Here is an 18444-nt window from a genome sequence, read left to right as displayed (position 1 = left end):
CATTCTGGAGTGAGATGATCAGCTGAGCTGAACGACGGGAGCGCCCGTGCTCGACGTCCACCGCCTCCGCCTCCTCCGGGAGCTGCAGCGCCGCGGCACGCTGGCCGAGGTCGCCCGGGCACTGTCCTACAGCCCCTCGGCCATCTCCCAGCAGCTGTCCCAGCTGGAGAGCGAGACCGGGGTGCGACTGCTCGAGCGGGTCGGGCGCGGTGTCCGGTTGACGGAGCAGGCCCGCATCCTGGTCCGGCACACCGACGCCGTCCTGGAACGCCTCGAGCTGGCCGAGGCCGAGCTGGCCGCGTCCCTCACCGAGGTCAGCGGCACGTTGCGGGTCGCCTCCTTCCAGAGCGTCCTGCTGACCCTCATCCCGTCCGCCCTCACCCGGCTCGCCGACCTGCACCCCCGGCTGCGGGTCGAGATGACCCAGCGGGAGCCCGAGACCGCCTTCGCCGGCCTGCTGACCCACGACTTCGACGTCGTGCTCGGCGAGGAGTACCCGGGCGGGGCGGGCGTGCCGGCGCCCGGGGTGGACGAGGAGGACCTGCTGCGCGACGAGATCCGCCTCGCGCTGCCCCGGACCGGCGCCTGGAGCGATCCCGGCGCCACGCTGGCGGACCTGGCCGGCGCGCCCTGGGTGCTCGACCCCGTCGGGTCCCCGCCGGGCCGGTGGGCACGCGCGCTGTGCCGCGACGCCGGCTTCGAGCCCGACGTGCGGTTCGACAGCCCCGACTACCTGCTGCACGTGCACCTCGTCGAGACCGGTCACGCCGTCGCCGTGCTGCCGGACCTGCTCTGGACCGACCGCGAGGCCGGGCTGCAGCTCGTCCAGCTGACCGGTCGGCCCGCCCGGCGGCTCTACACCGGCGTCCGGCGCGGTGCCGCCGGGCACCCCGCCGTCCGGGCGTTCCGGCGCAGCCTGCGCGCGGCCGTGGCGACCGGCTGAGCGAGGCGACTCAGCCCGTGCCGACCGCCGCGTCCGACGTGCGGGGGACGTCGTCCAGACCACCGCCGCGGCCCTCGGGGAGCCCCGTGGTCGCGAGCGCGGCGAGCACGAAGAAGGCGGCGAAGGTGCCGAACACCAGCCCGGTGCCCCCGGCGTCCAGCAGGGGCGGCACGGACAGCGGCGCCGCGATGGACGCGATCCGGCCGAAGCCCGCGGCCGCGCCGGCACCGGTCGCCCGCAGCGCGGTGGGGTAGACCTCCGGGGTCAGCGCGTACAGCGCGCCCCACGCGCCGAGGTTGAAGAACGACAGCACCATCCCGGTGGCCAGCACGGCCGACTCGGAGTCGGCGGCCGTGAACAACCCGGCGCCCAGCGCGGAGCCGAGCAGGAAGACCCCGAGCGTCGGCCGCCGTCCCCAGCGCTCCACCAGGTACGCCGCCGCCGCGTACCCCGGCAGCTGCGCCAGCGTGATGACCAGCGTGTACCCGAACGACCGCACCAGCGAGAACCCGTCGGCCACCAGCAGGGTGGGCAGCCAGGTGAACGCCCCGTAGTACGCGAAGTTGATCCCGAACCACACCGCCCACAGCGACGCCGTCCGCCGGGCGGTGCCGCCGGCCCACAGCTCGCCCGGCCGGGCGCGGCGGGTCACCGGCGCGATCGTTGGGCTGGGCGACGGCGGCACCCCCGAGGCGCGCTCGAACCGGCGCACCGCCGCCTCGGCCTCCTCCGTCCGGCCGCGCAGCTCCAGGAAGCGCACCGACTCGGGCAGGCCGCGCCGGACGACGACGGCGTACACCGCCGGCACCGCGCCCAGCGCCAGCGCCCACCGCCAGCCGTCGTCGCTGCGCGGCACCACGAGGTAGCCGATCAGCGCGGCGAGCACCCAGCCCACCGCCCAGAACGCCTCCAGGGCGACGACCAGCCGGCCGCGGATCCTGGCCGGGGCGTACTCGCTGACCAGGGTGGAGGCGACCGGCAGCTCCGCCCCCAGACCCAGCCCGATGAGGAACCGGAACACCAGCAGCGCACCCACCGACCACGACAGCGCGGCCGCGCCGGTGGCCACGCCGAACACCAGCAGGGTGAGGGCGAACACCTGGCGGCGGCCGATCCGGTCGGCCAGCAAGCCGCCGAGCGTGGCCCCCAGCGCCATCCCGACGAACCCGATCGAGCCGATCCACGACAGCTCCGTCGTCGACAGCGACCACTGGGTGGCCAGCGCGGCCATGACGAACGAGATGAGCCCGACGTCCATGGCGTCCAGCGCCCAGCCCACGCCGCTGCCCACGACCAGCCGGCCGTGCTCGCGGTTCAGCGGCAGCCGGTCCAGACGCTGGGCGCGGGACAGCGGGGCGGGGTCGGCGGTCACGGGATGCTGTGTACCCGGTGGGCCCCGCCGGCGCACCGTGCTGGGCTCGCCGTGCGCGCGGTCAGGCGGCGGAGCCGCGCACGTGCGCGGTGACGAGCTCGCCGATCCGGTCCGCGGCGAGCTCGGGAAGCCAGTGGTCGGCGTCCTCGAGCACCTCCAGCGCGTACGCGCCCTCGACGTACCCGCGGGAGGCCTCGATGGCGGCCCGGCCGAGGAACGTGTCGCGGGCACCCCACACGTGCAGCGTGGGCACCCGCACCGTCCCGATCGGCGTGCCGGAGGCGAACGGCAGCGCCCGGTACCAGTTCAGCGCCGCGGTCAGCGCGCCCGGCTCCCGCATCCGCTGGACGTACCGGTCGACCAGGTCGTCGGGGAGCCCGCCCTGGCGCAGCGACCGGCGCAGCAGCGCGCCGCCGTTGGCGAGCAGCACGGCCTCGGGGACGGCCGGCACCTGGAAGAACGCCATGTAGCTCGAGCGGAGGGCCTGGTCGCTGTGCACCAGCGCCTGGGTCATCGCCGCGGGGTGCGGCACCGACAGCGCGGTGAGCGTCCGCACCCGCCACGGGTGCCAGGCCGCGAGCGCCCAGGCCACGATCCCGCCCCAGTCGTGACCGACCACGTGGGCGCTCTCCAGCCCCGCGGCGTCCAGCAGGGCGAGCACGTCGTCGACCACCTCGCGGGTCCGGTACGCCGACCGCCCGGTCGGCCGCGCGCCGGGGGAGTAGCCGCGCTGGTCGGGGGCGAGCGTGCGCAGCCCGGCGGAGTGCAGCGCCGGGGTCAGCCGGTCGAAGGAGGAGGCGTCCTGCGGGAAGCCGTGCAGCAGGACGACGGGCTCACCGTCGACCGGGCCGGAATCGTGGACGTCGAAGACCAGGGGACCGCGCCGGAAGGTGTCCATGCCGCTGTTCCTGCCCCGTCCCCGGCGCCCTTACTGCTGGAACGGCGACCCTGGGGGAGGATGGGGGGGTGGTGGCACCCCCGACGGTGGAGATGATCGTCCTGGTCGACGAGTCCGGGACGGCGATCGGCGCCATGCCCAAGGCCCAGGTGCACCACGGTGAGACGCCGCTGCACCGGGCCTTCTCCGCCTACCTGTTCGACGCCGACGGGCGCCTGCTGGTGACCCGCCGGGCGCCGGACAAGGCCACCTTCCCCGGGATGTGGACCAACACGGTCTGCGGGCATCCCGGACCGGGCGAGGACGACGCCGACGCGATCGCCCGCCGGGCCCGGTTCGAGCTGGGCCTCGGCGTCGCCGACCTGCGACCGGCGCTGCCCTCCTACCGGTACCGCGCGGAGTTCCGCGGGGTGGTGGAGAACGAGGTCTGCCCGGTCTACCTCGGCCGCTTCACCGGCACGCCGCAGCCCGACCCCACCGAGGTGGGGGAGTGGGCGCTGCTGGACTGGGCGGAGTTCCGCTCGCGGCAGGAGATCGAGCAGCGCGACGCGTGGTCGCCGTGGTGCCGCGAGCAGGCCCGCCTGATCGAGGCCGCCGGGCTTGTGCCGCCCAGGTGACGTGCCGGAGCGGCCCCGCTGCAGGGTCCCCCCGCGAGCGTGCGAGTGGAGGGGGCAGCGGGGTCCTGCTAGGCGTTGACGACGAGGCGGACCGTGCACCCGGCGCCCGACTCGTCCGCGGGCCCGGCGGTGAGCCGGTCCACCGACCGCCGGGCCAGCCACAGCCCCATGCCGCCCACCGCCATGTCGCCGTGCGCCGGGCCGTAGCCGACCAGCGGGTCGTCGAAGGCGGTGCCGCGGTCGGTGACGGCGCACAGCACCCGCTGCGGTGAGCACCACAGCTTGACGTCGACCGGCGGGATGCCGTGCTCGGCGGCGTTGGCGGTGACCTCGTCGATCGCCAGCACGAGGTCCTGCGCGGCGTCGGGGGACAGGGAGGTGTCGGCCAGCACCCGGTTCAGCGCCCGCCGCAGCGTCCGCATGTCGTCCAGGTCGATGAGCGCCAGGTCGGGCTCGGTGGACTCCAGCGGGTCGGGCGTGAGGGTCTGCCGGGCCTCGCGCAGCAGCTCCGCCGGCGGGCGGTAGTCGGGGTTGCGCACCGTCCCCTGCTCGGTGAGCACCCACGGGTGGGTCGCCCGGACCACCGCGTCCGGGTCGCGGTCGCCGTCGTCCGCGGGCTCGAGCAGGCAGAGGTGGTCGACCGGTCGGTCGGCGAGCACGTGGTTCAGCAGCGCCTCGACCTCCGTCCAGGTCGACCAGTCGTCGAGCTGGCCCGGTCCGACGACGAGGTGCAGGCGCCGGCCGTCGGCGGGCAGCTCGCCGTCCACCATCCGGCCGATGGCGGCCAGCGCGTCCGGCGGACGCTCCTGCAGGGCCTCGGGCGAGGCGACGCGCACGTCCGCGGGGTCGCCGAGGGCGGCCAGCAGCGTGCCGGTCAACGGCTCGGCGCAGGCGATCACGACCGGCTCGCCGGCGGCGACGGCCCGGCGGAGCACCGGCCCGACGACCGCGGTGAGGTCGTCGTCCGGTCGCAGCACGTAACCGACGTGCCGGTAGCCGTCGTGCGCCTGGCGTGGGTGGTCCACCGTGTCCGCTGCCCCTCGGTCGTCTGCTCCGACGTCGGCTCTGTGCCCGCCGACCCCTGGCCGGAACCATCCACCGGGGGATGTCACACGGCGGCCCGGGGTTTCGGTCGGGGACGTCCGGGTCAGCGACGAGGTCATGAGCGCCCCGCCGACCGAGCTCCTCGTGCGCGCCGGGTGCCCGAAGCGGATGGTGTTCGGTCCCTGCGGCGGGGTGCGGGACGACGGCAGCTGCGAGGTCGCGGCGCACCCGTGCGTGTTCCTGGAGCCGCCGCTGCCGCGGTGGACCGGACCCGCGCCCGCGGTCCCCGCCCCGGCGGCGGGCGGGCTGATCGAGCGGGCCCGGCGGCATCCCGTCGTCCTCACCGACCTGTCGGTGCGGCCCTTCGACCGGGCGTCGGTGCGCGCGGTCGTCGGAGTGCTCGCGCCGGTGAGCGACGGGCTGCTCGTGGGCGAGCACGCGGGGCGCCCGGACCTGCCGCCCACGTTGCTGGCCGCGGAGGTGCTCGCCGCCGGCGGCCGGCCGTGGACGACGCTGGCCTGCCGGGACCGCAGCCGCGTCGTGCTCGAGCAGGAGGTCGCCGGGCTGGCCGCGATCGGGGTCGACGGCGTCCTCTGCGTGACCGGGGACGCGCGTGGCCCCGGCGTCCGGCCGGACACCACCCAGGTCTTCGACCTCGACGGCACGCGGCTGGCCGCGCTGGCGGCGGCGGCCGGGCTGTCCGTCGCGGTGCCCGAGTCGCCCGACTCGCCACCGGTCGGGCTGCGGCCGGCGCGGGTCGCGGAGAAGCAGCGCGCCGGGGCGCGGCTGTGCGTGCTCAACCACGTCCGCGACCCGGCCCGGCTGGCCGCGTTCACCACGGCCGCGCGGACGGCCGGGGCGACGCTGCCGTTCGTCGCCGCGGTCGCGGTCTACACCGACGAGCCCTCGGCCCGGGTGCTGCAGCGGTTCCCCGGGCTGCACCTGGACGCGGGCGTCGTCGAGCGCGTGCTGGCCTCCCCCGACCCGGCGGCGGCCGGCATCGCGGCCGCGGTGGCGGAGGCGCGGGCGCTGCTCGCCGTCCCCGGGGTGGTGGGGGTGAACCTCTCCGGGCTGGCCTCGGCCCGCGGCGAGGAGACGGCGGCCGCGGTCAAGGCGGAGGTCGCCCGGCGGATCAGGGAGGAGGCGGCATGAGCGAGCTGTCCAGCGAGGCGATGGAGTCGGAGTTCGGCACGGTCGCGGGATGGACGGAGGAGGCCGTCCGCGCCCTCGGTGCGGAGCACGCCGTCCCGGCCGGCTGCCGGGGCAGCGGCAGCGAGGGGGCGCTGCGCTGGCTGGCCGACGCCCTCGCCGTCCGGCCCGGACAGCGGGTGCTCGACTCCGGCGCCGGGGTCGGCGGCCCGGCCGGGTGGCTGGCCGCCGCGCGGGGGGTGCGGCCGGTCTGCGCCGAGCCGATGGGCGAGGCGGTGCACGCCAGCCGGGCCCTGTTCGGGCTGCCGTCGGTCGTCGCGTTGTCGCAGGCGCTGCCGTTCCGCGACGGGTCCTTCGACGCGGCCTGGTGCCTCGGGGTCGTGTGCACGACGGAGGAGAAGGCCGAGCTCCTCGGGGAGCTGCGCCGGGTGCTGGTGCCCGGCGGCCCGCTCGGGCTGCTCGTCTTCGCCGCCGTCGCGCCGCTCCCCCCACCGCTGCCCGAGGGCAACAGCTTCCCGACCCCCGACGAGCTCGACGCGCTGCTCGCCGGCGCCGGGTTCACCGTCACCGCGACGGCCACCGCGGACCTGTCCGACAGCCCGCCGGAGTGGCAGGAGCGGGCGGACGCGGTCGACGCCGAGGTGGAGCGGCGGCACGGCACGGACCCGCGGTGGGCGGAGGCGCAGGAGCAGTCCCGGCGGGTCGGCCGGCTGATCGGGGACGGCGTCCTGGAGCCCCGGCTGATCGCCGCCGTCGCCTCCACCTGATCAACGCCGCGGCGGGTGGGCATGGGCGCGCGGCCGCCGGCGTTGCAGTGGGGATGAAGACGGACGTCGTGGTCATCGGAGCGGGGCAGGCCGGGCTGTCGGCCGCCTACGAGCTGCGGCGGGCCGGCGCCGACTTCGTCGTGCTCGACGCCGACGCCGGACCCGGTGGCGCCTGGCAGCACCGCTGGCCGTCGCTGCGTCTGGACCGGGCGCACCGGATCGCCTCGTTGCCGGGCATGGACCTGCCCGCGGCCGACCCGGCGACGCCGGCCAGCGAGGTCGTGTCCGAGTACTTCGCCGCGTACGAGCGGCGCTTCCACCTGCCGGTCCGCCGACCGGTCCGGGTCCGCGCGGTACGCCGGGACGGCGACGGCTTCGTGCTGGACACCAGCGAGGGGCGGTGGACGGCGCGGGCGCTGATCAGCGCGACCGGCACCTGGACGCGCCCCTTCTGGCCGGCCTACCCCGGCCGCGAGCTGTTCCGGGGGCGGCAGTTGCACGCCGCCGACTACCGGGGTGCCGAGGGGTTCCGCGGGCAGTCGGTGGTGGTCGTCGGCGGCGGTACCTCGGCGGTGCAGCAGCTCGTCGAGATCAGCGAGGTCGCGGACACCACCTGGGTCACCCGACGGCCGCCGGTGTGGCGGACCGACCAGTTCGACGAGGACGCCGGCCGGGCCGCGGTCGCCCTCGTCGAGCGGCGGGTGCGGGCGGGGCTGCCCCCGGGCAGCGTGGTCAGCGTGACCGGGCTGGTGGAGACCGACGCGGTGCGGGCGGCCCGGGCACGCGGGGTGCTGACCCGGCTGCCGGTCTTCGACCGGCTGACCGCCGTCGGCGTCGCGTGGGACGACCCGGCGAGGGAGGTGCGGGCGGACGCCGTCCTCTGGGCCACCGGGTTCCGTGCCGCGCTGGACCACCTGGCCCCGCTGCGCCTGCGCGCCCCCGGTGGCGGCATCGCGATGGACGGCACCCGGGTGGTCGCCGAGCCGATGCTGCACCTGGTGGGCTACGGGCCCTCGGCGAGCACGATCGGCGCCAACCGGGCCGGGCGCAGCGCCGTCCGGGAACTGCTCCGCGCGCTGGAGGGCCAGGCCGCCGCCTGAGCAGGGTTCACCGGGTCCCCGGCTCGGTAGGACAGGGGCATGAGCGAGAGCCCCGACAGCGTCCTGCCCGACACGGCGATGGCCACCGGCAACGACGAGGGGGTGCCGGGCGAGCGGAACCCCGCAGCGCTGGACTCCGAGGAGCGGGAGATGCTCGAGGCGCTCGAGCACCCGGAGGGTGGGCCCGCGCAGCCGGCGGTCGAGGACTCCCCGGAGGTGGCCTCCGCCGTCGCCGACGACGCGCCGCTGCCCCCCACCGGGGACCGGGTCGGTCCCCAGGACGACGGGCTGACCCCGACGTTCACCGACGAGTGAGGGGGGACGGGAGCTCCTGTCACCCCCGGTTCCCGGCCGTTCAGGACGGTGGCCGGCGCGGGTCCGGGGTGGGAGGTGCGGTCCCGCCGGTCAGTGCTGCGGGGCGAGACGGACGGCGATCAGCGCGACGTCGTCCTCGTTGCGCTCGGGCAGCAGCCGGGCGAGCAGCTCCTCCGCCACGCCCTCGACGTCCCGGGACCCGACCGCGGCGAGCTCGGCGGCGAGCCGCTCGACACCCACGTCGAACACCTGGTCCCGCCGCTCGACGAGCCCGTCGGTGTAGAGCAGCACCGTCGAGCCGCGCTCGACCGTCACGACGTGGTCGGTCCGGGCCGCGCCGGGCCGCACGCCGAGCAGGAGCTCGGGGCGGTCGCCGGACAGCACCCCCACCTGCCCGTCCGGGGCGAGCACCACCGGCGGCGGGTGGCCGGCGTTGGACCAGCGCAGCCGGGTGACCCCGCGCTCGAACTCCTCCGGGGTCTGCTCCAGCCGGGCGACCAGCACGGTGGCCATGGTCCGTAGCTGGAGGCCCTCGATCGCCCGGTCCAGCCGGCCGAGGACGGCCGCCGGGCCCTCCGCGCTGTCGTAGGCGATCCCGCGCAGCAGCCCGCGCAGCTGGCCCATGCACGCAGCGGCCTCGGTGTCGTGCCCGACGACGTCGCCGATCACCAGCATCGTGCTGCCGTCGGGCTGCTGGAACACGTCGTACCAGTCGCCGCCGACCTGGGCCTCGCGCGCGGCCGGGACGTAGCGCACCGCGAAGCGGAGGTGGTCGGGGTCCGGCGGCTCGGACAGCAGGCTGCGCTGGAGGGTGACCGCCGCCCGGGCCACCCGCCGGGATCGCGCGTACAGCGCTTCCAGCAGGTTGGCGCGCAGGTCACCGGTCTCGGCCAGCTGGGCGGGGCTCCACGGCTCGGAGCGGTTGCGCACGACCTCGCGCCAGCGGTCGAAGGACCTGCGCGGCGACAGCCGGATCCTGTCGCCCTCGCGCTCGGCGATCGCCTTGTTGTGCGGATCGCCGCCCCAGTCGACGGAGTGCACCTGCTCCGCGCGGGTCCAGAGGACGAACTGCCCCTCGGGGAGCGGCAGGGCGAGCACGCCGCAGGCCAGGTCCGCCGGGATGCCGAGCTGCGGCGCGGCCAGGGGCAGCCGGTCGGTGCTGACCACGTCGCGGCCCTGGTCCGCGGCCCAGCCGGCGAGCGCGGTCACGACGTCCGCGGGCAGCGGCACCCCGGCCGCCCCGGTGCTCCCCTGCAGGCTGACCACCACCGAGTCGGCCGGGACGACGTCGAGCAGACCGGGCCGGCCGAGCAGGGTCTCGGCGAGGGGGCGGTCCTCGTCCAGCGCCGCCGCGGTCAGCCAGGCCATGGTGGACCGCACCTGCAGCGCCCGCCGGTGCTCCTCGTCCTCGGCCCGATCGACCAGCCGCAGGGACAGCGTGGACCCGAGGAACTCCGCCGCGGCGCGCGTGGCGTACGGCGGGGCGTGCGGGCCGGAGTAGTGGTGGCAGGCGATGAGCCCCCACAGCCGGTCGTCCCGCAGCAAGGAGATCGACATCGACGCCCGCACCCCCATGTTGCGCAGGTACTCGCAGTGGATCGGCGAGACGCTGCGCAGCGTGGAGTAGGTGAGGTCGAGCGGCTGGCCCGTGGCGGGCAGGTCGACCGGCTCCAGCGGTGCGGGGGTGTACCCGACGTCGGAGATGAGCCGGATCCAGTTCTTCTCGTACAGCGCCCGGGCCTGGGCCGGGATGTCGGAGGCGGGGTAGTGCAGGCCGAGGAAGGAGTTGAGCTCGGGCAGCTTCGCCTCGGCGACGACCTCGCCGTTGTAGTCGGCGTCGTAGCGGTAGACCATCACCCGGTCGAACCCGGTCAGGGTGCGCACCGCCTCCGCGGTGATGTCGTGGAGCTCCTGCAGCGAGGTGGCCCGGTTCAGCTCGCTGATCGTGCCGCGCACCGCCTGGTAGGTGTTCGGGAACGAGAACGGGCGCGGTCCGTACGCCGGCTCCAGCTCCACGACCAGGGTGCTCGCCGGGGTGACGGCGGGCAGGCCGCTCACCGGCGGCCCGGCGTCGGCCGGCGGCAGGCCGACGGTCTCGGGGCCGTGCGCGGCCCGGTGCAGGATCGCGTCGACCGGGCGGGGGGTGCCGTCGCAGTCGAGGACCAGCTCCACGGGGTTGCGCTCGCGCAGGTCGCCGAAGGCGCTCGCGGAGCGCGCGACGGCCTGCGCCGGGACGACGCCGAGCACCTCGGCCAGCGGCCGGCCGAGCGCCGCGTCCCCGGCGACGCCGACCACGTCGGCGAGGTTCCGGGACACCTGGCGGACCACCATGTCCGGTTCGCTGACCGCCAGCAGCACCCCGCGCGGCTGGATGCTGCCCGGGACGTGGATCGGCTCCCGCTCGCAGTTGCTCAGGTCGACCGGCTCGCCCGGCGCGAGCCACGGGCCGGACTGCAGCCGGCCGGTCACGGCCGGCCCGCCCGCGCCCCGCACCAGACGGCGAGCGCGCGGAAGGTCCCCTGCGCCGCGCCGACCAGGCGGTCGACGTCCCCACCGGCGGCCACCCGGTCACGGGTTGCCTGGCGGAAGGCGCGCCACTTCGACCCGGTGTCCTCGCCGTACGGCGAGAAGGCGGCGAGCCGGCCGGCGCCGGCGAACTGGGGGAGCCCGGCCAGGTGCCGGTCGATGAACACCCCGCCGAGCGAGGAGCCCTCCAGCACGTAGAGCCGGCCGAGCGCCTCGTCGGTGTCCGCCACCGGCGGCAGGTCCGGCGTGGGGCCGGGGTCCGACGTGCTCCCGAGGGAGGTCAGGTCGGCGGCGAACAGGTGGCTGCGCCGGCGGCGGGACCAGTCGAGCCGGGCGGCGTCGCCCGGGTGGGCCCGCGCCCAGGCGTCCAGCCCGGCCTCGGCGGCGCGCCAGAAGCCGTGCATCGCGGTGAGCACCTGGACCAGCCGGTCACGGGTGAGCCGCGGGTCGAGCAGGTCCAGGGTCTCCTCGACGGTCCGGTGCTCGGCCGCGGTCGCGGTGCGCAGCCGCCGGAGCACGTCCGTGCCCGCGGCCGGCGCGTGCGCCGTCGTCGTATCTGCCACCCGGTTCCCGTCGTCGCCGGCGCCGGCCCGCATCCGGGGAGCGCGTCCGTCGCTGAGCTCATCAGCGACGACGAGCCTAGGCCACCGGGGAGTTGGGCTCGTCAACCGTCGACGGCCGCCAGCCGGGCAGCGCGCACCCCGAGGTGCAGCAGCAGCCGGTCGGCGCCGTCGGCGAGGTCCAGGCCGGTGAGCTGCGCGATGCGGCCCAGCCGGTAGTACAGCGTCTGCCGGTGCACGCACAGCCGGGCGGCGGTGCGCTGCGGGCTGCCGGCCGAGTCCAGCCACACCGCGGCCGTCTCGGTGAGCACGGGGTCGGTCAGCAGGGCGCCGAGCACCGGGTCCGGCCCCGGCAGGACGGCCACCTGCCGCCAGGCCCCGAGCTCGGCCCAGGACGCCGCAGGGGCGAGGCGGGGGTCGACCGCGGCCACCCGCGCCGCGGTGCGGGCCTCCCGCCACTGACCGGGCAGGTCCGCGCAGCCGCGGCGGGCCGCCGCCACCCCGGCGGTGCTGCCGGTCGGCAGCCCGGTCAGCGCGGAGGCCGCCAACGCCCCGGCCGGGCGCACGTCGCGGTCGTCGGCCAGGGGGAGGAGCACCGCCACCGCGCGGCCGCCGTCCAGCACGGCGCTGATCGCCCCCGCCCCCGGCGGCCGCCAGCCGGCGGGGAGCCCGGGCACGGCCGGGCGCAGCGCCACCACGCTCACCGGTGTCCGCGACCCCAGGGCCGCGTCGAGGGACCGCGCGGCCCGGCCGCCGACGCCGGTCAGCACGTCGGCGAGGTCGGCGGCGAGGTCCGTCGTCCCCGGCCGGCCGGCCGCCAGCAGCCGGCCCGCCTCGGCAGCCAGCGCGACGGCCTCCGCCAGGCCCGGGGCGGCGGGGTCGGTGACGTCGGTGCGCCCGCCGTCGAGCAGCCACAGGTAGCCGTGCAGCTCACCGGCGGCGCGCACCGGCAGGCACAGCCGGGTGAGGATCCCCGCCGCCGGGTCGGCCGCCACCCGCAGCGGGGCGGTGGCCGTGGTGATGCCCCGGCCCTCGAACCACGCGCGGACCTCCGGCGTCGACCCGCGGCCGAGGATCGACCGGGTCCGGACGGCGTCCATCGTGGTCTCGGCGGGAGCCGGGCCGGACTCGTGGGCGCAGAACGCGAGGAGGGTGAAGTCCCGGTCCTCCAGCGTCGCGGGCGCACCGAGCACCCGGGACACCTCGTCCACCAGTTCCTGCAGGTCGTCGCGCACGAGTCCTCCCCGTCGTTCAGACGATCGTACGAAGATGGGGGCCAGAGTCCCGACATCTGTCGCTGGTGCGGCGTGACCCGCCGTCCCTACCGTCGGAGGGACAGCCAGACCAGCCGGAGGTGCCACCGTGCTCACCCAGAAGGCCCTGCTCGCCGCCTCCCGCCGCCCGACGCTGCGGCGGGTGGTGACCGGCACCCCGGTCACCCGCCGGGTCGTCGACCGGTTCGTCGCCGGCGAGACGCTGCCCGAGGCGCTGTCCGTCGTCCGGACGCTGACCGGCGGGGGGCTGGCCGTCACGCTCGACCACCTCGGCGAGGACGTCACCACCCGCGCCGAGGCGCAGGGCACCCGGGACGCCTACCTCGCCCTGCTGGACGCCCTGGCGCCGCTGGACCTCGGGCGCCGGGCCGAGGTGTCGGTGAAGCTGTCGGCCTTCGGGCAGGCGCTGCCGCTCGGCGGGCACGACGTGGCGCTGGAGCTGGTGCGCCCGGTGGCCGAGGCCGCCACCGCGATGGGCACCACCGTCACCCTCGACATGGAGGAGTCGGGCACCGTCGACTCGACCCTCGCCGTCCTCGCCGAGCTGCGCCGCGACCACCCCGGCACCGGGGCGGTCCTGCAGGCGATGCTGCACCGCACCGAGGACGACGCCCGCGCGCTGGCGACCCCCGGCTCCCGGGTGCGGCTGGTCAAGGGCGCCTACGACGAGCCGGCCGCCGTCGCGCACCAGGACAAGGCCGCCGTCGACGCCGCCTACGCCCGCTGCCTGGAGATCCTGGTCCGCGGGCCCGGCCACCCGATGGCCGGCACCCACGACCCCCGCCTGATCGAGCTGCTGCTGACCCTGGTCGCCGAGACCGGCCGCGACCCGGACAGCTACGAGTTCCAGCTGCTCTACGGCATCCGGCCCGAGGAGCAGCAGCGCCTGGCCGCCGCCGGGCACACCGTGCGGGCCTACGTGCCCTACGGCGTCGACTGGTACGGCTACTTCATGCGCCGGCTGGCCGAGCGCCCGGCCAACCTGCAGTTCTTCCTCCGCTCGCTCGCCACCAAGAACTGAAGAAGGACCACCCTTCCCCCCACGCCGCGCACGCTCGGCGCGGGCCCTGAAGGGTGGCCGTCCAGTACGTCACCAAGGAGCCCCCGATGTTGGACGCCGTCACCCAGGTCCCCGCGCCGCGCAACGAGCCCGTGCGGGACTACGCCCCCGGCTCGCCCGAGCGGGCGGCGCTCGAGCAGCGCCTGACCGAGCTGGCCGCCGCGCCGGTCGAGCTGACCGCCACGATCGGCGGCACCCAGCGGATGCCCGCCGGTGAGCGCTTCGCCGTCGTCGCCCCGCACCGGCACGCCCAGGTGCTCGGCACGTCCGCCCACTCGACCGCGACGGACGCCGCCGACGCGGTGCGCAGCGCGAAGGAGGCGGCGCCCGGCTGGGCCGACCTCTCCTTCGACGACCGGGCCGCGGTGTTCCTCAAGGCCGCCGACCTGCTCGCCGGGCCGTGGCGGCAGACGCTGAACGCCGCCACCATGCTCGGCCAGAGCAAGACCGCCTACCAGGCGGAGATCGACAGCGCCTGCGAGCTGATCGACTTCTGGCGCTGGAACGTGCACTTCGCCCGCCAGGTGCTCGCCGAGCAGCCGGTCTCCGGCGCGGGGGTGTGGAACCGCGTCGACCACCGCCCGCTGGAGGGCTTCGTCTACGCGGTCACGCCGTTCAACTTCACCGCGATCGCCGGCAACCTGCCCACCGCACCGGCGCTGATGGGCAACACCGTCGTCTGGAAGCCCGCGCCCACCCAGCAGCTCGCCGCCTGGCACACCATGCGGCTGCTCGAGGCGGCCGGGCTGCCGCCCGGCGTCATCAACATGCTGCCGGGGGACGGGATCGCCGTCTCCGACGTCGTCCTCGCCGACCGCGACCTGGCCGGGATCCACTTCACCGGGTCCACCGCGGTGTTCCAGCACCTGTGGCGGACTGTGGGGCAGAACATCTCCGGCTACCGCGGCTACCCGCGCATCGTGGGGGAGACCGGCGGCAAGGACTTCGTCGTCGCGCACCCGTCGGCCGACGTCGACGTGCTGCGCACCGCGCTGATCCGCGGCGCCTTCGAGTACCAGGGGCAGAAGTGCTCCGCGGCCTCCCGGGCCTACGTCCCGCGCAGCCTCTGGACCCGGATGCGGGACGACCTGATCGGCACCACCGAGTCGCTGCCGATGGGCGACGTCACCGACTTCTCGAACTTCATGGGCGCGGTCATCGACTCGCGGTCGTTCGGGAAGCTGTCCAAGGTCCTCGAGGCGGCCCAGAGCGACGACGCGCTGACCGTCGTCGCCGGGGGGACGGCGGACGACAGCGAGGGCTTCTTCGTCCGGCCGACCGTCATCGAGGGCACCGACCCCGGGCACGAGGTGTTCACCACCGAGTACTTCGGCCCGGTGCTGGCCGTGCACGTCTACGACGACGGCGACTACGACACGGTGCTGAAGCAGATGGAGTCCGCGGCGCCCTACGCGCTCACCGGCTCGGTCATCGCCCAGGACCGGACGGCGATCGCGCACGCCCAGCGGTTCCTGCGGAACGCGGCCGGCAACTTCTACGTCAACGACAAGCCGACCGGCGCGGTCGTCGGCCAGCAGCCCTTCGGTGGCGGCCGGGCCTCCGGCACGAACGACAAGGCGGGCGCGGCGCAGAACCTGATGCGCTGGACCAGCACCCGGTCGATCAAGGAGACGTTCGTCCCGGCGACCGACCACCGCTACCCCCACATGAGTTGAGCAACTCCGGCCGCGGAGCGGCCTCCGGCCCGACGACGGGGGCCGGAGGCCTCCACGAGGAGGGGCGGGCAGCGGCTCAGCGACGGTCGGGGACGGCACCTGGCCGCGGTGGAGGCCGGTAGGCCGACCAGGAGTTCAGCTGGCGGCCTCGCCGCGCTCCGCGCGGAGGGTGGTCAGGAGGTCGGCGACGGTCTGCGCCAGCGGGCCGTCGCCGGGGACGACGCCGCCGGGCTCGTCCTCGCCCAGCGGCTCCAGGGTGGCCAGCTGGCTGCCCAGCAGGGACGGCGGCATGTAGTGCCCCTGCCGGTTCCGCAGCCGCTCGGCGAGCACCGCCTCGGACACGTGCACGTGGGCGAACCACACCGACGGGTGGCCCTCGCGCAGCAGGTCGCGGTAGGCGCGCCGAAGTGCCGAGCAGGTCACGATGACCGAGGAGCCGGCTGCCTCGTGGGCGCCGATCTCCTCGGCGACCCGCCGCAGCCACGGCCACCGGTCCTCGTCCTGCAGCGGGGTGCCGGCGGCCATCTTGGCCACGTTGGCCTCCGGGTGGAGGTCGTCGCCCTCGATGTACTCCCAGCCCAGCTGCCGGGTGAGCTCCTGCGACACGCTGGTCTTCCCGGAACCGGACACCCCCATGACGACGATCGAGGTGGTCGCCGGGATGCTCGCCTCTGGTTTCATGACCCGACCGTAGGGGTCGGCGGGGAGAGCGGGGGAGCGGGCGTGAGGACGGCGGAGCAGCGCGGCTCGCTGTGGCGGCTGCCGGCGGTGCGGTCCCTGTTCGGGCTGAACGCGCTGGGCTTCCTCAGCTACTCGCTGCTGCTCTCGGCGCTGCCCGCGCACGCTGCCGCGCTCGGGTACGGCCTCACCGCGGCCGGGTCGGTGACCACGGTGTTCCTGGTCGCCACGGTGCTCGCCCAGGGCGCGGTGCCCGCGCTGGTGCACCGGTTCGGGCTCGGGCCGGTGCTGCTCGGCGGGCTGCTGGCCCTCGGCGTGCCCTCGCCGCTGTACCTGCTGGCCGAGGACGTGCGCTGGTTCGCCGTCGTCTCCGCGGTGCGCGGTCTCGGGTTCGCCGTGCTGACCGTGCTCGGGTCCATGGTCGCGGCCCAGGCGGTGCCGCCGGAGCGGCGCGGGGAGTCCATCGGCATCTACGGGCTGGCCGTCGCCGTCCCGACGATCGTCGCCGTGCCCGGCGGCGCCGCGCTGACGCTGGCCGGGCACTTCGGCTGGGTCGCGGCCCTGGCGGCGATGCCGGTGGTGGCCTGCGCCTTCGTGCCCGGGCTGGTGCGGGCGGTGGGCGCGCGGGCGGAGCCGGGGCGGAGCGGCACCGGGTCCCGCGCCGCGGTGCGGGCCTCGGTGGCGCCGTCGGTGCTGCTCCTGGTGATCACGCTGGCCGGCGGCGGGTTCGTCACCTTCCTGCCGATCGAGCGGCCTGACGGCTCGCTGGCCGCCGTCGCGCTGCTGCTCTTCGGCCTCACCAGCGCGCTGGGCCGGTGGCAGGCCGGGGTGCTGGTCGACCGGCTGGGGGCGCGGCTGCTGCTGCCCGGGAGCATGACCACGGGGGTGGTCGGCCTGCTGCTCGTGGGGCTGGGCCTGGTCACCGACGGCGGCGCCGGGGTGGCCGCGGTGCTCGCCGGGGCGCTGACTCTGGGCGTGGGCTACGGCGCCGTGCAGAACCTGACCCTGGTGCTCGCCCTGGCCCGGGCCGGGGACGGTTCGACGGCGACCGTCAGCGCCGTCTGGAACGCCTGCTTCGACACCGGGACGGCGATCGGCGCGTTGGCCGTCGGCGCGGTGGCCGCGGGGCTGGGACTCCCGACGACGTACGCGCTCACCGCCGTCCTGCTCGCCGTCGTGCTGCCGCTGGCGATCCCGCTCGGCCGGACTGCGCTGCGCCCCTCAGCCGGCTGAGCCCAGCCGCCGCCGGGCCGCCTCGGCCAGCCGGTGCAGCGTCCGGACCTCCTCGGCCGCCTCGCGCAGCCAGGACCGCAGCCCCTCGGCGTCCCGGCGGTTCCGGTCCCGCACCTGCCCGAGCAGCACCTGGCGGGTGCTCGCCTGGGCGCGCATGGCGGTGGGGAGGGTGCGGCCGGTGCTGCGGGCCAGGGCGGTGAACGCGGCGCCCACGTAGACCAGCTCCCGGGTGTCCTCGAGCCCCGCCAGCAGCGTCTCGGCCTCGGCGGTGCGCCCGGCCGCCACGTGGTCCAGGTACTCGCGGGCGCGGCGGGCACCCAGGGCGGCGGCGTCGACGGCGTCAGCGGGCTCGGTCACGGGTCCACTCTCCCTGCCGGTCACCGGCCCGACCACCGCGGGGGCCGCTTCTCCAGGTGGGCCGCGATGCCCTCTCGGCGGTCCTCGCTGAGGTAGGGGTTGGGGCCGACGTCCAGCCGCAGGCCGGTCGCGAGGGGGAGGTCCAGGCCCTTGACCGCGGTCTCCTTCATCCGGCGCACCGACAGCGGCGCGTTGGCGGCGATCCGCTCGGCCAGCCGCAGCGCCTCGGGGAGGACGTCGTCGGCCGCGACGACGCGGTTGACCAGCCCCCACCGCGCCAGCTCCTCGCTGTCGACGTAGTCGCCGGTGAAGAGCAGCTCCAGCGCCAGGCCGGTGGGGATCCGCTTGGGCAGCACGACGGAGCCGTAGTTGGCGCCCATGCCGATCTTGGCCTCGGGCAGCCCCATCTTGATCCCGGGCGCGGCGATCCGGATGTCGCAGGCCAGGGCGAGCTCGAAACCGCCGGCGACGGCGTGGCCGTTCAGCGCGGCGATGACCGGCACGTAGGTCTCGCCCAGGACCTCGAACAGGTTGCGGCCGGGGCGGTTCATCGGCGGGCGGAACGGCTCGCCCCGGCGGTCGGCCTCGCGGATCTCCTTGAGGTCGAACCCCGCGCAGAACGCCGGGCCGGTGCCGGTCAGCACGACCGCCCGCACGTCGAGGTCGGTGGCGCAGGCCAGGAACTCCTCGACCAGGTCGGCCTGCAGCGCGCCGGACAGCGCGTTGCGCCGCTCGGGGCGGTCGAGGGTGAGCACGCGCACGTGCCCCCGGGTCTCGGTGGTCAGGCCGGAGTCCCGCCGCTGTGGTCCGCTCATGGCCGCGATCCTGCCGTCCGGGCGCCGGCCGGGTCATCCGGGCCGGCGGCCCTGCCCGTC

The 18444-nt window shown here is 76.3% G+C and carries 18 protein-coding genes; 9 read left to right on the top strand and 9 right to left on the bottom strand.

Features of this window, described 5'->3' with window-relative positions; genetic code table 11:
- The first annotated feature begins 46 nt into the window (after nucleotides 1–46).
- A complete protein-coding gene (locus HL189_RS11080; protein WP_369133744.1) occupies nucleotides 47–943 on the top strand; it encodes a LysR family transcriptional regulator in 897 nt (298 codons plus the stop codon).
- A gap of 10 nt (nucleotides 944–953) precedes the next feature.
- Here HL189_RS11080 and HL189_RS11075 read toward each other — a convergent pair whose 3' ends face one another.
- Together HL189_RS11075 and HL189_RS11070 are read right to left on the bottom strand one after the other, a co-directional pair.
- Nucleotides 954–2315 (bottom strand): MFS transporter, encoded by a 1362-nt coding sequence (locus HL189_RS11075; protein ID WP_369133743.1) that lies wholly within the window; start codon nucleotides 2313–2315, stop codon nucleotides 954–956.
- A 61-nt stretch (nucleotides 2316–2376) separates the two neighbouring features.
- Nucleotides 2377–3213 (bottom strand): alpha/beta fold hydrolase, encoded by an 837-nt coding sequence (locus HL189_RS11070; RefSeq protein WP_369133742.1) that lies wholly within the window; start codon nucleotides 3211–3213, stop codon nucleotides 2377–2379.
- A 68-nt stretch (nucleotides 3214–3281) separates the two neighbouring features.
- Here HL189_RS11070 and idi point away from each other — a divergent pair, with 68 nt between their 5' ends.
- The gene (gene idi, locus HL189_RS11065; protein ID WP_369133741.1) at nucleotides 3282–3830 is read left to right on the top strand and encodes an isopentenyl-diphosphate Delta-isomerase; all 549 of its coding nucleotides are present in this window, start codon (nucleotides 3282–3284) and stop codon (nucleotides 3828–3830) included.
- 68 nt (nucleotides 3831–3898) lie between these two features.
- On the opposite strand, the gene HL189_RS11060 is transcribed toward idi, so the two are convergent.
- A complete protein-coding gene (locus HL189_RS11060) occupies nucleotides 3899–4855 on the bottom strand; it encodes an ATP-binding protein (protein WP_369133740.1) in 957 nt (318 codons plus the stop codon).
- A gap of 136 nt (nucleotides 4856–4991) precedes the next feature.
- Between HL189_RS11060 and HL189_RS11055 the strand changes: the two genes are divergently transcribed.
- The 4 genes from HL189_RS11055 to HL189_RS11040 are packed head-to-tail and all read left to right on the top strand — an operon-like array spanning nucleotide 4992 to nucleotide 8205.
- A complete protein-coding gene (locus tag HL189_RS11055; protein WP_369133739.1) occupies nucleotides 4992–6026 on the top strand; it encodes a methylenetetrahydrofolate reductase C-terminal domain-containing protein in 1035 nt (344 codons plus the stop codon).
- On the top strand, nucleotides 6023–6790 hold the full coding sequence (locus tag HL189_RS11050) for a class I SAM-dependent methyltransferase (RefSeq protein ID WP_369133738.1): 768 nt from the start codon (nucleotides 6023–6025) through the stop codon (nucleotides 6788–6790). Before HL189_RS11055 ends, HL189_RS11050 begins: the two co-directional genes overlap by 4 nt.
- Nucleotides 6791–6843: 53 nt before the next feature.
- Nucleotides 6844–7890 (top strand): FAD-dependent oxidoreductase, encoded by a 1047-nt coding sequence (locus tag HL189_RS11045; protein ID WP_369133737.1) that lies wholly within the window; start codon nucleotides 6844–6846, stop codon nucleotides 7888–7890.
- A 39-nt stretch (nucleotides 7891–7929) separates the two neighbouring features.
- Nucleotides 7930–8205, top strand: a complete 276-nt coding sequence (locus HL189_RS11040) for a hypothetical protein (protein ID WP_369133736.1) — start codon at nucleotides 7930–7932, stop codon at nucleotides 8203–8205.
- A gap of 90 nt (nucleotides 8206–8295) precedes the next feature.
- Here the strand turns inward: HL189_RS11040 and HL189_RS11035 are convergent, their stop codons facing one another.
- The 3 genes from HL189_RS11035 to HL189_RS11025 all read right to left on the bottom strand — a co-directional run bounded on the left by HL189_RS11035 (nucleotide 8296) and on the right by HL189_RS11025 (nucleotide 12526).
- A complete protein-coding gene (locus HL189_RS11035) occupies nucleotides 8296–10674 on the bottom strand; it encodes a SpoIIE family protein phosphatase (protein WP_369133735.1) in 2379 nt (792 codons plus the stop codon).
- Entirely contained in the window at nucleotides 10671–11327 is a 657-nt protein-coding gene (locus HL189_RS11030; protein ID WP_369133734.1) for a biliverdin-producing heme oxygenase, read from the bottom strand. The genes HL189_RS11035 and HL189_RS11030 overlap by 4 nt, the downstream gene beginning before the upstream one ends.
- Nucleotides 11328–11395: 68 nt before the next feature.
- Entirely contained in the window at nucleotides 11396–12526 is a 1131-nt protein-coding gene (locus HL189_RS11025) for a PucR family transcriptional regulator (protein ID WP_369133733.1), read from the bottom strand.
- A gap of 127 nt (nucleotides 12527–12653) precedes the next feature.
- On the opposite strand from HL189_RS11025, the gene HL189_RS11020 reads away from it, so the two are divergent.
- Nucleotides 12654–13586, top strand: coding sequence for a proline dehydrogenase family protein (locus HL189_RS11020; protein WP_369133732.1), 933 nt, complete (start codon nucleotides 12654–12656; stop codon nucleotides 13584–13586).
- An 86-nt stretch (nucleotides 13587–13672) separates the two neighbouring features.
- Nucleotides 13673–15301 (top strand): L-glutamate gamma-semialdehyde dehydrogenase, encoded by a 1629-nt coding sequence (gene pruA, locus HL189_RS11015; RefSeq protein ID WP_369133731.1) that lies wholly within the window; start codon nucleotides 13673–13675, stop codon nucleotides 15299–15301.
- Nucleotides 15302–15436: 135 nt separating this feature from the next.
- Here the strand turns inward: pruA and HL189_RS11010 are convergent, their stop codons facing one another.
- Nucleotides 15437–15982, bottom strand: coding sequence for a gluconokinase (locus HL189_RS11010; protein ID WP_369133730.1), 546 nt, complete (start codon nucleotides 15980–15982; stop codon nucleotides 15437–15439).
- Nucleotides 15983–16024: 42 nt separating this feature from the next.
- On the opposite strand from HL189_RS11010, the gene HL189_RS11005 reads away from it, so the two are divergent.
- On the top strand, nucleotides 16025–17212 hold the full coding sequence (locus HL189_RS11005) for an MFS transporter (RefSeq protein ID WP_369133729.1): 1188 nt from the start codon (nucleotides 16025–16027) through the stop codon (nucleotides 17210–17212).
- Here HL189_RS11005 and HL189_RS11000 read toward each other — a convergent pair.
- Together HL189_RS11000 and HL189_RS10995 are read right to left on the bottom strand one after the other, a co-directional pair.
- Nucleotides 17201–17569, bottom strand: a complete 369-nt coding sequence (locus HL189_RS11000; protein ID WP_369133728.1) for a hypothetical protein — start codon at nucleotides 17567–17569, stop codon at nucleotides 17201–17203. The two genes, HL189_RS11005 and HL189_RS11000, sit on opposite strands and share 12 nt — an antisense overlap.
- 20 nt (nucleotides 17570–17589) lie before the next feature.
- A complete protein-coding gene (locus tag HL189_RS10995; protein WP_369133727.1) occupies nucleotides 17590–18384 on the bottom strand; it encodes an enoyl-CoA hydratase/isomerase family protein in 795 nt (264 codons plus the stop codon).
- Between the last annotated feature and the right edge of the window lie 60 nt (nucleotides 18385–18444).

Source organism: Modestobacter sp. I12A-02662 (genome assembly GCF_041028325.1).
Lineage (GTDB): Bacteria > Actinomycetota > Actinomycetes > Mycobacteriales > Geodermatophilaceae > Modestobacter.
This window is presented reverse-complemented; position numbering and strand designations above follow the sequence as displayed.